General features: G+C 43.7%; 11 protein-coding genes. All 11 read right to left on the bottom strand.

All coding sequences use genetic code 11. From position 1 onward, the window contains the following. Positions 1-26 precede the first annotated feature (26 nt). The 11 genes from J3L18_RS03845 to J3L18_RS03795 all read right to left on the bottom strand — a co-directional run bounded on the left by J3L18_RS03845 (position 27) and on the right by J3L18_RS03795 (position 15,819). Positions 27-593: an RNA polymerase sigma factor gene (locus J3L18_RS03845; protein WP_129570690.1), complete on the bottom strand. Its 567-nt coding sequence runs from the start codon at positions 591-593 to the stop codon at positions 27-29. 102 nt (positions 594-695) lie between these two features. After that, positions 696-2,135, bottom strand: a complete 1,440-nt coding sequence (locus J3L18_RS03840) for an alpha/beta fold hydrolase (protein ID WP_129570691.1) — start codon at positions 2,133-2,135, stop codon at positions 696-698. 63 nt (positions 2,136-2,198) lie between these two features. After that, positions 2,199-3,008 (bottom strand): helix-turn-helix domain-containing protein, encoded by an 810-nt coding sequence (locus J3L18_RS03835; protein ID WP_129570692.1) that lies wholly within the window; start codon positions 3,006-3,008, stop codon positions 2,199-2,201. A gap of 175 nt (positions 3,009-3,183) precedes the next feature. Then, positions 3,184-3,498, bottom strand: coding sequence for an L-rhamnose mutarotase (rhaM, locus tag J3L18_RS03830; RefSeq protein WP_129570693.1), 315 nt, complete (start codon positions 3,496-3,498; stop codon positions 3,184-3,186). A 130-nt stretch (positions 3,499-3,628) separates the two neighbouring features. Then, positions 3,629-5,458 carry a glycoside hydrolase family 35 protein gene (locus J3L18_RS03825; RefSeq protein ID WP_129570694.1) on the bottom strand — a complete coding sequence of 610 codons (1,830 nt, stop codon included), beginning with the start codon at positions 5,456-5,458 and terminating at the stop codon, positions 3,629-3,631. A 9-nt stretch (positions 5,459-5,467) separates the two neighbouring features. Further along, positions 5,468-7,321: a glycoside hydrolase family 2 protein gene (locus J3L18_RS03820; RefSeq protein ID WP_129570695.1), complete on the bottom strand. Its 1,854-nt coding sequence runs from the start codon at positions 7,319-7,321 to the stop codon at positions 5,468-5,470. Position 7,322: 1 nt separating this feature from the next. After that, positions 7,323-8,429: a glycoside hydrolase family 43 protein gene (locus J3L18_RS03815; protein ID WP_129570696.1), complete on the bottom strand. Its 1,107-nt coding sequence runs from the start codon at positions 8,427-8,429 to the stop codon at positions 7,323-7,325. A gap of 14 nt (positions 8,430-8,443) precedes the next feature. Further along, positions 8,444-9,679, bottom strand: coding sequence for a DUF2264 domain-containing protein (locus tag J3L18_RS03810; protein ID WP_129570697.1), 1,236 nt, complete (start codon positions 9,677-9,679; stop codon positions 8,444-8,446). 116 nt (positions 9,680-9,795) lie between these two features. Beyond that, positions 9,796-11,115, bottom strand: a complete 1,320-nt coding sequence (locus J3L18_RS03805; protein ID WP_129570698.1) for a BNR repeat-containing protein — start codon at positions 11,113-11,115, stop codon at positions 9,796-9,798. 55 nt (positions 11,116-11,170) lie between these two features. Beyond that, the gene (locus J3L18_RS03800; protein WP_129570699.1) at positions 11,171-12,793 is read right to left on the bottom strand and encodes a RagB/SusD family nutrient uptake outer membrane protein; all 1,623 of its coding nucleotides are present in this window, start codon (positions 12,791-12,793) and stop codon (positions 11,171-11,173) included. Positions 12,794-12,810: 17 nt separating this feature from the next. Continuing rightward, positions 12,811-15,819: a SusC/RagA family TonB-linked outer membrane protein gene (locus J3L18_RS03795; protein WP_129570700.1), complete on the bottom strand. Its 3,009-nt coding sequence runs from the start codon at positions 15,817-15,819 to the stop codon at positions 12,811-12,813. Positions 15,820-15,950: the final 131 nt, after the last annotated feature.

Below are 15,950 nucleotides of genomic sequence, written 5' to 3'. Positions count from 1 at the left end.
AAAGTTAAGTTTACATTAAGAAATTATTAACCCTCGGAAGTGAAATTGTGCTGCCCTTTTAACAGCTGACGAAGTTTTTTGATAGATTGATAAAGTGTAGTTTCAACCGTACGAACAGAAATACCCAACACTTTGGCTATCTCGTTTTTGTCGAGATTATCGATACGGCTCATGAGCAGCACCTGCCTCTGACTGGTTGGTAACGTATCAATAAGGCTTAGTATTTTATTGTACGATTCGCGACCCGAAAGGATTTTGAATGGGTTGTCCCTGTCTTTTAATACATGTCCCTGCAGGTCGATATCTTCGATGGAATGTACCGGATCCTTCTTTTTTTGGATATGATTCAAAGAGAGGTTTTTGGCAGCAACAAACAGGTAACTTTTTACATTAAGGATGGCTGTATCGCGGTTATCCCAAAGTTTAACGAAAAGATTGGCGGTGATCTCTTCGGCAACGGTATAATCTTTAGTGTACACCGTGCACAGCTGACATAAGGTTTTGTAGTAACGATTAAAAAGAGTTTCAAGGGCAACGGGGTTACCTTGTTGTATAAGCCCCATCAACGCTTCATCAGTAAGTGCAGGATACATGCCAAAGAGTTGTTTTGGCCCAAATGTAAGACTGCCATGTTAGCACTATGTTAACAGACGACGAAACCTTTATTACCGAGAAATCTGACAATGGCTATTAAGCTATTCAATGATCAGGTTTTTTGATTGAGATGTAAGTTTCTGATGTGGGTTATCTAAAAATAGCTTCACATAATCAGTTCCATCTACACTGAAACCCGGCGCGTGCCCTCTATTATGAATGATTAATAGTTGACTATTAGGCATATAACGCTTAATTAATCTATTATAAAATGGCCTGCAATCAGGGTCGACGTCACCTGCCGAAATCAACGCCGGTATTGCAGAATAGACAGGTTGTTTTGCTATAGCAGGTTCTGCCTTCACCTTCCAACAATTGCATATAGCATGATTTACATCATTAAACGGATACCCGGCCAACCACGGTAATACCAAATGTTGTTGTGCTTCCAAGGTAGGATCATCGTATGAAATTTGTTCTGAACAATAAACAGAATACCTCATACCCAGTGATACGCTTGAATTACCCGCGAAATAGCCATCAAACACCTCCTGTACATATTTATCATGACGTCCTTCAATTAAATCAATCATTACCGCAGGCACCGTGCTAACCTGCCGGGAGTTCATCCGGCCTATTATTGCATCGAGTAGTTCGTTTTTTGTATAAGTGAGATTATTAGCTTGCTTGCTTCCTTTTTCCTGATAAGCCATGGTATACTTCTTCCCGTTGATAGCGCTGAAGTATTGATGAAACTTAGTTCTTAAATTTTTATATTTCGTACCAGAGGAATCCGTTTCGCAATTATGAAATACCTGCTCAAGCGCTTCATTAATATTAAACAAAGCGTGTTCTTCAAAATTTACGTAACCGGGGAGCGGTGAATTCAAAAGCAACGCCCGAACGCCCTCGGGATGGTTTCGCGCCATGGTAAGCATCAGGCCGCCACTGTAAGATATACCAACCAGGTTAAGCGAATCAATATTTAAGGCTAACCTTAAATCATTTATATCCTCTGCGCTTTCAATAGTATTATAGGCTGACAAGTTGACACCCTGTTTTGTAAACCGGTTTCGGCATTGGGTAACGGCCTGAGATACGAGGCTATCTTTATTTTTCCCTTCCCTGTAACTGCGTTTGATGGCCGCTGCTACTTCCATACAATCCAGGCATGGTTGTGCCCTCTTTGTTCCCCGTTGGTCAAACGCAATAAAACCGCCATAGGCTAACCAGCCGGAGTTATAGCTTATGCTATCAATATTTAGTGTAGTGCTGTAGCCTGGGCCACCTGTAGTGTAAAGCGTGATGTTTTTGCGTGGGTCCTGATCTGGTCGGCGTACAAACAAAAACGGGATCTTAACTTTGCGTCCTTCGGGCTTGCTTCTATTTTCAGGTACTACCAGGTAACCTGTTTTTAAAATAAGCCTTGGGTCTGCTTTAACCAGCCCGGGATATGGTTCTAATACCGGCTTATATTTTTGGCAGTACACTTTTTGAATAAAAATAGCAGCGCAAAGTAATATGATAAGGATTTTTTTCATGACCATTGTTTAGCTACAAAGAAAGAGATTGACTTTACCTGTTGAAAGTAAAAAACGGACAATTTAAAATTGATGCTTTGTTATCCGTTGGCCCGTAAGGTTCATAACGTCTTTATGAAAATGGCTCAAATCATAATATCCATAATCTATCGGAACAAAGTTTTCTCTATCATTAACAAATGCGGTTAATGCGTTTCTGCCCCGCATAATTGAGAAGTAATTTTTAGGCGCTGTGCCTATCACCCTGTTGAAATAACGATTGATGGTTTTAGATGTAATGAACAGCCTTTCGGCAACTTTTGATGTGTTTAGCTGCATACCGGTACCCCGGTATTCGCCAATGCTGTCATTAACCATTTTAACGTAATGATCTGGGGTTGTTTGTTTAATCAGCTTATCTAACAAAAAAGTTTCAATGATTACTACTCGCTCTTCAAAGCTTAGAGGTTGCTTTATTTTTTGAAGTAATTGCCGGGGTAAAATTTGATTAAGATCAATTAGTTTATCAATAACCGGCACCTGGTTAAGGCCTAATACGGCTTCCAAACCGCCGGGGTTAAATTTAACCGTGAATATATTGTCGGTGGTTAGTTTATGCCTGGTAACATCCTCATTCCTCAATAACAAAACATCCTGCTGTTCCTTTACATGATACCTGGTATTCTTTAAATCAATGTAATAAGGCGAACCAAGGTTAATATAAAAAGTGGGTGTCCAGCTCGGGAACATTTTCACAGTTGAAAACTCAGCTTTTACCTGCTGTACTGATAAATCTAAAACCGATTGCGAATAAAATTCGATATAGTTAACCAGCTCTTCACAAGGTGCGCTGAACCTGTATATTTTACGGATATTCTGAAATATCTCAACCATACTCATCAGTGTTAACTATATCTGTAAAAATAATTCTTTTTATTAAAATCAGCACACATAGTAAAGTAACAGCCCAGCAGGTGCTTGACCTGTATAAAACAAAAATGGCTATCATAAAGGCACCTAACGCAGTATGCCATTTATGACAGCCATTTCGGAAGGGATATTTTTGTATCTATGGCAAAAAGAAAACCTCTTTTAAAAGTGTGCTTACCGGCGAATGATCGGCATTGGTATCCATAATATCTGCCATGTATAACCACCATTTTTTCATAATGGGGCTATCAGGCAAATGATCAAGGGCTTCCTGATCTTCAGCTTCCATCACCCCGAAAAGCCAATGCGTATCCTCATCTAAAAAAATAGAATAATTACTGATCCCCACATCCTTAAGCAAACTGCTTAATTCGGGCCAAATGGCGTCATGCCGCGCCTTGTATTCGGCGGTTTGCCCTTCATGAAGCTTCATTTTAAACGCTACTCTTGCCATTGTAAATAGTATTTATATATGTCTGTTATCAAAAGAGCTTAAAGCAAAACGCCTAAAGCCCAAAGCTTCTTTTTTTCGCCAATACGTGTAAAATAAGCTTTGAGCATTTAGCCTTCGGCTTTAAGCTTATTTAAGGTTTTACTACGTCCAATATCGGTTTATCAATTCCAGCTAACTGATCTTGCTCAGGTTTTAACAGCTCAAGCACCTCAACATCATTATATCCTTTTTTCAACCACTCAACCGGCAGGTATAAGGTTTGCTGCGGACCAATGCCCCAGTACCGGCCAAGGTTGTGGCCATTTACCCATACCACTCCTTTTCCCCAGTTGCTCATATCAAGGTAAGTGTCACCCACTTTATCCAGCGTAAATCCACCTTTCCTGATAACCGGCGATTCTACATTTTGCTTTGCAGCGGAGAATTTCACGGTGCTTAGATCATGAAACGGCAGCGAATACATTTTCCAATGCTGCACTTCTGTTCCGTTTAAAAGCACCTGTTGAGTGATCCCTTTTTTATTTTGCAAAAGATACTTACCAAAGTTGATGCGGCCAAGGTTTTCCACCAAAATATCAAGCGTTACTTTACCTGCCGGAAGTTTTAGATACAGGCTATCCTGATTAAGCCTACGGTCGAGCGTGCCCACTTTTTTACCGTTAATCATAATCACCGCATAGTCCCTAAGCTCTTTTAGTTTGAGCTGTCCGCTTTTGCTTTCGTTTAAAACAGTTCGGTACAACACAAAGCCATAGTCCTGGTGCAGGTCTTCAAACGTAAGCGGACTTAGATTTTCTTTAACAGCTGGCAGAGTATTTAATAAACTTACCGATTGTGTTAGTTTAACAGCAGGAATTGTGATTACCGGTTTGGCTGCCGGCACATCCGGCAATTGCATACCGGCAGGCAAATGCTTACGGATCACCTGCCTGAACTGCATAAATTTCGGGGTAGCATTACCTGCCTCATCTAAGGGTGCATCATAATCATAGCTGCTCGTTTGCGGTTCATAAGGCGAGGTATCTTTAAAATTAGCACCATTCATGAACGCACGGGTAGTACCGCCATGAAACATGTACATGTTGATAGAAATCCCTGCTGCCAACACAGAATCAAGCCTACCTGCATAACGTTCGGCAGGGATGGTGTGGTGAGCAGTTCCCCACCAGTCGAACCAGGCCGGGTACCACTCGGCAATATAATATGGGCCCTTGCCATCGTGGTTTTCATTGATGATTTTTTTCACTTTTGCAGGATTGTCAAGGCCGTTAACAGCTGGCAATAATCCCGGCAGGTGACCGGCTACCAAATCGGGGGCAGGATCGCAGGTGTACAGTAATCCGTCAAAACCGGCTTCTTTAAATAGTTTTTGATTAATACCCAAATACTCTTTATCGCTGCCATATGAGCCGTACTCATTTTCAATTTGTATCATCAGGATATTACCGCCATGGTTTATCTGTAGCGGGGCTAATTGCCTGCCTACCTCTTTGATATAGCTTTCATACTCTTTAAGGTATTGAGCTTCTTTGCTACGCACCTCAAGGCCTTTTTCGTTCTGCAACCAGTAAGGATATCCTCCAAACTCCCATTCGGCACAAACATACGGGCTTGGGCGAAGGATCACCCACAGGCCTTCCTGCTGGGCTATGCGTACAAATTCGGCCACATCATTATTGCCGGTAAAATCAAACTTACCTTTTTGTGGCTCGTGCAGGTTCCAGAAAACATAGGTGCCAATGGTATTTAAGCCCATTGCCTTAGCCATTTTCATGCGGGCGCGCCAGGCTTCGCGCGGTACGCGGGGATAATGCATTTCGCCCGAGATCATCTGGAAAGGTTTCCCGTCAAGCAGGAAAGCCTCATCGCCCAGCGCAAAGGTATGTTTGGGTACCTGGCAAAAGCCCGCTATGCTGAAGCATAAAAATAATGTTAAAAAAGATATTGTAATTTTTTTCATTGTGATGCGCTATCTGTTCAGCGCTTCTGCGCTTTTTTGTTTGTAATAGTTTTGAAGAATATAAAAAGCTTTCTTTTTGTTGCCTTTATCATCATAAAGACCCTTGCGGTTCCAGCCTTCCTGGTACAGTGGGTTATTCCGTTTGGGCGACCGAAAATCGGCCATTACCCATGGTGACAGGCCCACGAAATTTGCAGGCATCCGCTTAAACATAGCTACCTGCTCCTTAAAATACCACTCCTGGTACTCCTCGCTAAAGCGGGTCAATGAATCGGCATGAAAACCGGTTTTAGCTTCGGCCCCGGTTTCGCTGATAAATAAAGGTTTATTGTATGGCGTGCTCCAGTTTGTAGTGCGGCATTTATCGGGCAGGCCGCCATACCAGCCAAGGTATTCGTTAAAAGCAACGAGGTCAACAAACTCACCCAGCGGATCATCTACCACATTCAAATCTTTACCCGAACCATAGTTTACCTCAAGCGCTGCTGAAACCAGGCGCGTATCATCCAGTTGTTTGGCCCTGATAATCAGATCATGCATAAAATTCGTACGTGTTGGGCTCACCGGTGTTTCGTTCCCAACCGACCAGATAATGATACTGGCGCGGTTATGATCCCGTGTAATCATTTCACTAAGCTGCGCTTTTGCCTTTCCAAGTACTGCTGCGTTGCCAAAGTCAATTGTCCAGTAAACCGGGATCTCCGACCAAACCATAATACCCAGCGAATCGGCCAGGCGGGTTATCTTTTCATCGTGAGGATAATGTGCCAGCCTAACCATATTGCAGCCAAGTTCATGCGCCTGGGTGAACAATTGCTCAGCATCCTGCTGGGTGTAAGCCCTTCTTACATCCTGCGGTATTTCACCATGGATACAGATCCCCCGTAAAAACACAGGCTTACCGTTTAACAATAGCTTCGGGCCATACGCCTCGATGGTGCGGAACCCTATCTTATCTTCTGTTTTATCGGCACCGGACCTTATGATAACTTTATACAGCTTAGGTGTTTCGGGCGACCATAGCTGCACCTTTGGCAATTTAAAGCTAACCTGCGTAAGTTTGCCTGTGGCAGCAAACTGCTTACTAAACTTGAGCTCGGGTATTTGTACGGTGATATTTTGACCAGTTGGCGGAGTATCGCTCAGTTTAACCCATCCGCTTATCTCCGGTTGTTTTGCGGGAGCCGCACCATTAACAGGCTTTTTAAGCTGGATTACAAAATCGCGGATATAAGTTGCCGGTACTTCAACCAGTTTTACATCGCGGGTGATACCTCCGTAGTTCCACCAATCGGTGTTAAGGGTTGGCACCTCGTCTGCATAGCGCTTATTATCAACCTTAACCACCAACAGGTTATCCTTTCCCTTAAGCAGCCCGGCAGGAATTTCAAAATTAAACGGCGTAAAGCCACCTTTGTGCATGCCCAGCTTTTTACCGTTCAGGTATACATCGGCCCTATAATTTACCGCACCAAAATAAAGGTACTGCCTGCCGCCATTGGCCGGTTTAACGTAGTCGAACGATTTTTTATACCAGATAGTACCCTCGTAATAAGTAAATTCCGGCTTTTGATGGTTCCAGTCGCCGGGTACATCAATGCTATATTTATCGATATAGCCGTGCTCCTTTTTCTCAGTTTTATTAGCCGGGATGCCGCTGTTCCAATAGGCATCGCCATTTTTTTCGTTGAGCTCCTTATACCGATAATCATAAAACCCGGTTTCGTACGGATCAACAATGTATTGCCATTTGCCGTTCAGATCAAGTGCTTTACGGCTTTGGATATTGGTAATGAGACTGTCTTGAGCGGTCGCCGTACCGGTAACGAACAGCAGGCAGCATAAGCTTATGAAGTTTCGCATGTTATTTCTTAAATACTTCAAGGTTCCATTTATCTACCCAGTTTATTTCGATATCATCACCTTTAAAGCTGATGGGCAGCCAGAGGTAACGGCCATCAATGGCGTCTTTTGGAGCCCATTTATCGGCTATAAATATGAAGGCATCTTTTTTACCGGCCACAGGCAATACATGCGTACTTTGACCGCCGTAAGTTATTTTGCTATCCTGTCCCTGGCAAGGGTTACCGTGGTAAGTCCAAGGCCCCCAAATTGATTTTGCACTGAACCAACGGGCGGCGTTGGGTGCCCAACCTGTACAACCCGAGCCTATCATGTAATAAATTCCGTTACGTTTAAATAATGCAGGAGCTTCGGTTTGATGGCCTATATAGATACGGATAAACTTACCTGTATGCCCTGTATAATCGGGAGTTAGTTCGGCCAAATCAAGGGTGTAGTTTTCTTCGGATGAAAAAACGTGGTAGGCTTTGCCGTCGTCATCAACAAAAACAGTCATATCGCGGGCCATCTGGCCGCCGGGCAAATCGCGGCAAAAAAACTTATCGGTTTCGTGAGCCGGATTAACACAGTTTATTTTATCACCTTCGGGTGTAAGTGCCGGATAAAACGGCATCTGCCCTGGGTTAGGGCGATAGCTTTTAATAAACTTGTACGGGCCGGTCACCTTATCGCTTACAGCAACCCCGGCGCGGGCAGCGCTGTAGCCTTTGCCTAATAGTTCCAGGTGAAACCACATTACATATTTCTTTGTCTTTTTGTTATAAACAACTTTGGGCCTTTCCAGGATGCAGCCTTTTGCTATATCATTTGTGGTATCTGGCGAAACACTCAGCGAGATCCCCTCATCCTTCCAGTTGTATAAGTCTTTTGACGAATAGCAATGAACTCCAACTATTGCCCGGTTACCTGCATCGCCGGCAATTTTGTGTTCGCCAAACCAATAATAAACCCCATCATTATACAGAATGCCTCCTCCGTGGGCATTAATGTGCACCCCTTTATCATCTGGCCAGATTGCGCCCGGACTAAAACTGGTTAATTTGGTTTGCGCACGACCGAGGATACTTAGCAGCAAAAAGGCCGGCAATAAAAAACGATAGTATTTCATATAAAGATGTTGTATTATTTTCTGATATCAAGTGCATGATCTGCAGGTGCATCTTGACCGCTCCAAATTTTAACTGCGGTCCAGGGTTCTTCCGCATCAGCCCAAAACGGATCGGCTTCGGGCAGACCTAATGGTACAAAAGCGGTGGCGCAGAAATACAGGCTGCCTGTTGTAATATAAAAATCGGCCAGGCCGGGCTGCTTGCCATATAAACCCATATTAAGCCAGCCATCGGCAGTAAAAGTTTGCGGCGCGCCAAGCGTTTTTTTGATCATAGCTGTTAGCGCGCATCTTACCTGTGCCGGTTTCAGGCTTGCAGGCAGTTGTTTTTTGTAGGCGATATTTGCTAAATGATGAAATGCGCCGCCGCGATAAACTATCGACCGTCCTATAGCGGGGTAGCTTCCATCAGCATTAATAAGGCGCTCAAGCACTTCGGCATAACGTTGGCCAACAGCCAGCTCACGTTGTTCCTCACGCACATAAGTTTTCTTTTTAGCATCTACCTCTTCCAATATGGTACTCAGATTAGGATGGATTACGATGCTATTATAATAATCGAGATGAAAGTTCATCCCATCCGAGTACATACCGTCGCCAACATACCAATGTTCTGTAAATTCGCGGATACCGAATTCAACCCTTACCGGGTCATAGCCAAGATCATATTTGCAAAAAAAAACTTCTATCATCCCCGAAAACAGGATCCAGTTGGAGTAAACCGGAACCGTTGCACGGGTAGTTTTCATTACTTCAACCACTTGTTTTTTGGTGACATCATCAAGGTGCTCCCATAACCATGGGCTCCGTACCAAGGCAAAAGCAACAAACGAAGCATCAACCAATGGCTGGCCACCGCTCCATTGCATATAGTCTTTAGCCTGCGGATTAACCGCGTTTGCAATAGCCTTTAAAGACCAGGCCCTGTATTGTTCGCGAAGTTTTACCTCGGCTGGATCACCACCTTCTAATTGTAACCACGGTGCTATACCACACAATGTACGACCAAAAGCTTCCAGGTATCCCACCTTAGCACGACTTTCCTTATTATCAACCCTATCAGACAATTCCATGAACATTTTTTCTTTGAGCTGATCAGCAGCAAGGTTGCTAATCACCGGCCTGGCCACCTTATCCATGTAGCTTAACCACAATTTCCTGTCAGATACCTGCACGGTATTCTTTTTGCTTTGGGCGGATGCACAAAACGGAGCGCTTATCAATAGAAAGTAAAATATGAGTTTCTTCATCCGGGATGTTTATTTGTTTATTATACTTTGATTCAAGTTCCATGTTGTAAGACTCAAGTCGAAAGCCCTAAGTCTTAAGTCGTTTTTTCTTAAAATATGTCTAAAGACTTTCAACTTTAAGGCATCCATTCCAATACCTGTACGTTAGTGGGCGGTATACTGGCTTTCCCTTCACCATCAACCTGGGTTACCTGTTGTACAAACAGGTTAAGAATCTTTTTATCCTTCCATAATTCGGTATCATAGGTTGGCTCCCACTCCCCTACAGGCGTGGTAGTTAAATCACTAACCTGCCAGTTTGAAGTTTTCAGGTCGGCATTCATCGCCACCGAAACTTTATCGCCGCGTTCGGCGTCCCTGAAAATTAGCGCTGCGGATTGCATCCCGCCATTGTTCCAGGTAATGATCTGCGGGCGAGATATCGGGATCCGTTTGGTACCTGTGCCTCCAAGGCTGAATGCCGTTTTCCTAAAACCAAGATTGGCCGAATGCCAACCACTGCTGGTTTTAAAAACAATATGATACTGCGGTGCAGTTGAACTGCTATCGCGCCAATAGGTTGCGATAAAAGGGTTGCCCCCGTCATCGGCAAACATGGATGTTTGATTGATGAGCTCGCTGTGCTGCGGAATCCGGCATGCGTACTCAGCATTAGCAGCATTAATCGGGAGCAAATATTTTTCGCCAGTCGATTTTTCCCAGGTTAAACCTCCGTCATTTGATCGGGCGTAGCACATGTCATGATTACTTGCCACGTCTGGCGTTTCGCGCCATACCCATGAAATATGGATTGTCCCTTTTTTATCGATACACATTTGCCAGTAGGCATTGCGTTTGCCCTCACCGTCAATAAGGTTTTGCTGTATGTTGACCCATTTTTGAGTAGCTATGCTATACCTGTTCATGACCAGGTTTCCGTTACCCGAACCGCCGTCCCGATAAACAAATAACAGATCGCCGCCCCGTAAACGATAAAATTCGGGATAGCTGACCTTATTTTCGCCGACTCCCGTCATGCTTTGCGGATCTGATAAAATAAGGCTGCCGGGCTTAATGCTTTTAGCATAGTTTAAAGCCTGATTATGGTGCCCCCAGGCAACATGCAAATAACCGGCACCATCAACCATAATACTGATATCCTTATGAGCATCGGCAGCATCCGCTTTATATCGCGTTGTGGCAACCTGCCAATTGGTTGAATTGCTTTTTCTTTTAGCCAACACCAGTACCTGGTCGTTGTTATAATAAGCGGCATACTGTTCGCCCTTAAAGGTAATGAGCGAATTTTTGCGGAATATCACCGTATTAACCGAGTTATTTGCCCATCCCAAGCCTATGGTACTGGTAGTTACCCTACCGGTTTGAGCCACTGCACACACAGCGCCGTAAAGCAGGATACATAGTAAAAGTTGGTATTTTAAACAGTATAGCTTCATAAAAAGTAAAAGTAAGGGCAATTAATATCGCCCTTACTTTTTATTTGTGTTTTAATTAATAACCCGGATTTTGCTCCAGTACCGCATCTTTATTCAATTGAATTTCAGACAGTGGGATAGGTAGCAGCAGATTCTTAGCTGCAAGCCCGGTTGTTGGGTGAACGGCATCGTTACTATTAAGCCGCGTGGCACGGTCAACCAGTGTACCTGTTCGCATCAAGGTTTGGCGGCGGTTTTCCTCGCCTATCAATTCCCTGGCACGTTCATCAAGTATAAAATCAAGTGTCATTTGCGCGGCCGTTACCTGTGGTGCATTAGCCCGCGTCCTTAACACGTTAATAGAAGTGGCTGCATCAGCAGTTTTACCTTGTTTAAACTGTGCTTCAGCGAGCAGCAGGTAAGTTTCGCCTAAACGCATCATGATAAAATCCTTGATCATGGCGTAGCCAAAAGTATCGTTAGGATCAAACGCGCCCCATTTAGTTGTACTCGGGCAAATCCTGAATAAGGTATCCGCGCCAGCAAATGGTACAGGTTTTCCTAATAACGCAGGGTACTTAGGATCATTGTAATAGTATTGTCTTTTAATATTGTATTGTGAATTACGAATGTCCCCTTGTGGATACAGCCCATAAAGCACCCAGTTACTTAATCTTAATCTCCCGATACTACGACCACCTAATGAATCGCAAGGCAACATTCCCGGAATCTGATAGTATGCCGCGCCCCACACCCTGCGTTGCTGAGCATTATCCACATTTCCACCTACAACAACTGATGAATTTTCCTGTTCAAGCACCCAGATAGCTTCGGCGTTGCCTTGTGCACGGCGTTGATTGCCATATACAAACATATCTGAATAGTAATCGCCGGCGCCACCTGCCCTTACGCCATAACGGGCTTTGATCAGGCTAAATTTGCCACTATTGATAATGGCTTGAGCTTGCTGCTCAGCAAGGTCATTTTTACCCATACGCAGATAAGCTTCGGCTAACAACTGCATTGCCATGTATTTGTTAGCCCTGCCAACCTGCTTACCCTGAGCGTTTGTTTTCGCGGTACCGGCATTCAGGTCGGCCAGGTTAGTAACTGCATAGTTAAGGTCACTGGCAATAAGCGCGTTTAAATCATCAAGAGACGCACGGGTAAAGTTTATCTTCGGAACAGTTAAAGCGTGATCAGTAAGCGGCACTTTACCAAATAAGGTAACCAAGTTATTGTAGGCATAGGCCCTGAAAAACTTGGCCTCTGCTTCCACTTGTTTTTTTCCTACAGATCCTAATTTTGTATTTGATGGATTTTCAGCATTGTCAATTATAATATTAGCGTTATTGATCATCGCATAATATTTGCCCCAGATATATTTGGCGGCGTCATCCTGTGGTGCCAGCGCACTATAATTATAATAAGGCACCTCTATCCCCTGCTGCTGGGCTGTAGCGTTCGCCACATCGGTACCTACCTGCCAAACACTTGGCCAGCCTTGCGCACCTGAATAGGTTAGGATACCGGTTTCAAGGTTGTATAAACCTATTGCCGATGCCTCCATACCCAATGAATCCGTAACAGTAAGGGGAGTATATGACGAGTATGGTTTTTCGTCGAGATATGATTTTTTGCAAGATGCGAATGCTGTTAACACACCTGCAAAGAGTAATATTGCTGAATAGTTTTTCATGTCTTTTTACGGGTTAGTTATTTTAAAGAAATATTAGCACCTAAAATGATTGTACGGGTTTGTGGATAATTATTTACCCAATCGCCCGATCCGCGGGTTGAGTAATTGGCCTCAGGGTCCCATCCTATCCAGTTTGTAAACGTTTTCAGGTTTCTACCGCTTAAATAAAAGGTTAAACCGCTTATGCCTGCTTTATCAAGCAATCTTTGAGGAACTACGTAACTAAAAGTCACATCTTTAATACGTGTATAGCTGGCATTACGCGGATAACCATAACCACGCGTGTTGGTATAAGTTAATGACTGAAACTCGTTGCTATTATTGGTTGGTGTCCAGTAACCAACCGCGGCAGGTGTATTTCTTCTGCCCGATTCATCGGCGTAATTTAAATCGGCGTTATTTTTTAACATACCCTGTGCCGTTTGTACAAAGATGCTCAGGTTAAAATTCTTATAATGAAATGTGTTGGTTAAACCGCCGGTCCATTTAGGGTCCTGCTGTCCCAATATTACCCTGTCCCCATCGGCAGTAATTTTACCATCGCCGTTAATATCGGCAAATTTCAAATCCCCCGGCTTAGCAACGGGATCCTGCTTGGAGGGATCTTCGCCTGTTTGCCAAACACCGGTCATTTTATAATCATATATTACATTGATAGGTTTGCCAATAAACCATTTGTTGCCAATATCATCTTTGCCATCGCCATAAAGGGCAACAACTCTATTTTTATTAGCTGCAAACACAATAGTGCTTTCCCATCTAAAATCTTTGCCATCAATATTGCGGGTATTTAGCGTTACCTCGATACCTTTATTTGCTACCTTACCTATGTTATCAACAACCTGGTTGTAACCGGTAATGGTTGGTAGTGCACGGTTTAACAATAGCCCGGTTGTTCTTGAATCATAATATTCCACGGTACCGCTGATTCTGCTATTCAACACAGAAAAGTCGGCCGCGATATTAGCCTGATTAGTGCTCTCCCAGTGCAGGTTGCCATTACCAAGGTTGCTTGCTTGTATGCCTACGGTGCTTACCCCATTAAAAGGAAACCTTACCGTACCATCCGATGTAATGGTTCTGTAAACACTTACAGCCTCGTTACCTGTTTTACCATATGATGCCCTAAGCTTTAAGCTATTGATCAGTTTTGAGTTTTTGAGAAAATCTTCATTACTTACATTCCAACCCAGGGCTGCAACCGGGAACCAGCCATATTTGGAAGTATTGGCACCAAATACTGATGAACCGTCGCGCCTTACGGTCAGGGTTACCAGATATCTGCTGTCATATGAATAATTCAACCTGGCCATTTGCGAATTAAGCGCATATCTGTCTGAATAGCTCCCTGAAAAGCCATTTACACTTGCACCTGATACCGTTGCGCCAATGCCAATCTGGTTAAATGACAGTTCGTCGTTTATATAACCAGTACCGGCTATTCCCGAAATGAAATATTTACGTTGTTGAGCACTGTATAAGCCGGTGAAATCGATCCGGTGCTTACCAAAATCGCGGGTATAAAGCAACAGGTTATCAAGTGTGTAGCTATTTGTTTCGGAACTTACCGCGGTTGCCGAACCTAAAGGTGTATTAGCCAAACGGCCGCTATAGCCGTCTACACGGGTAGGCAGGTAAGTATACCCGGCATTTAAGCGGTATTTTAAACCTTTGAGTACACCGCCAAATTTTACTTCGGCATAGCCGTTGCCGCTTATATTCACGCTTCGGTTTATCTGGTCGGTAGTTAAACCAAGCAGAGGATTAACATATAGCTGTTCGGGGGCCATTGGGTAAATGGCATAAGTGCCATCAGCATTATATATGTTACCATAGGGGCTCATGGCTGTAGCGTTGAGTAAGTTTGCCCTGCCGCCATCATAATTATTATTGGCGAAATACAAATTGGCGCCTACACTCAGATAGCTGGTCACGTTTACATCCAAGTTTGAACGTACGCTTGCACGGTTATACTGATAGCCTTTTATCACACCTTTTTGTTTTAGGTAATCGCCTGATAAAAAGTATTTAACATCAGGGGTACCGCCTGTTACACTCAGGTTGTGATCCTGTATAAAGCCTTGCTGGGTAACTTCTTTTACCCAATCAATAGTGCGGCCGGCAGCGTAGTTAGCCCTTTCAGAGTTATTATATACCGGCTCCGGGAATTGTTGGGTTAAGTGGTTTTGAGATTCATAATCAAGGAACTTCTGGGTAAATGAGGCCGGATCACGTGGTTCAAGGATATGCCCAAGATTTTCATAACCGGCATATCCGTTGTAACGAATTACAGGTTTACCAGTAGTACCACGTTTTGTAGTGATCAGGATAACGCCTTGCGAGCCGTTAGCACCATAAATAGCAACGGCGGAAGCATCTTTAAGGATCTCCATTGATGCAATATCGTTGGGGTTAATATCATTAAGTGATCCTCCACTTTTGGTAAGCGGGATACCATCAACTACCACAAAAGGGCCAGAAGCAGCCGAGATAGAGTTTTGCCCCCTAACCGTAACTGAAGGCTGGCGACCAGGAATTGAGGATGATGTGGTTACAGTTACCCCGGCAACCGCTCCCTCTACGGCCTGCAAAACGTTTGTAACAGGCAACTGCGACAAGCGAGACTTAGGCACCGTTGTAACAGAGCCGGTAACATCTGAACGTTTTTGCGTACCGTAACCTACTACTTCGTTAAGCTGCTTGTTACTATCCTCAAGCACGATATTTAGTGTGGTGGTATTTTTTGTAACCTCAATGAATTTGGTTACCATGCTCACAAAAGAGATCTTTAACGTTGAGCCTTCGGCAACTTCCATTTTAAAAGCGCCATTAACATCGGTTGTGGTTGATTGGGTTGTGCCCTGGATGTTTACAGTTGCACCGGGCAATACATTGCCGGTGGCATCTTTTACAACACCTTTTACATTAATTTTTGTTTGCGCGCTTGCCAGCTGAGCAATGCTTGTGAGCATCATCATTAAAAGCAATACGGAAAAACTTTTTAAGAGAGTAAATCTATATTTCATAATTTAATTTGGTTTATAGGGTTCATTTAATTTGGTATTTCGGGTGGTAACTGAGCCTATCCGGGCCGGTTTAACACCATGGCAAAAGCTGCCCGGTTGCGCATTTTTGAAACTTTCATAGCATTAATTTT

Origin of the sequence: Mucilaginibacter gossypii (assembly GCF_017569325.2) — a bacterium.
Lineage (GTDB): Bacteria > Bacteroidota > Bacteroidia > Sphingobacteriales > Sphingobacteriaceae > Mucilaginibacter > Mucilaginibacter gossypii.
The sequence above is the reverse complement of the archived record's forward strand: the minus strand, read 5'-3'. Positions and strand labels throughout refer to the sequence as shown.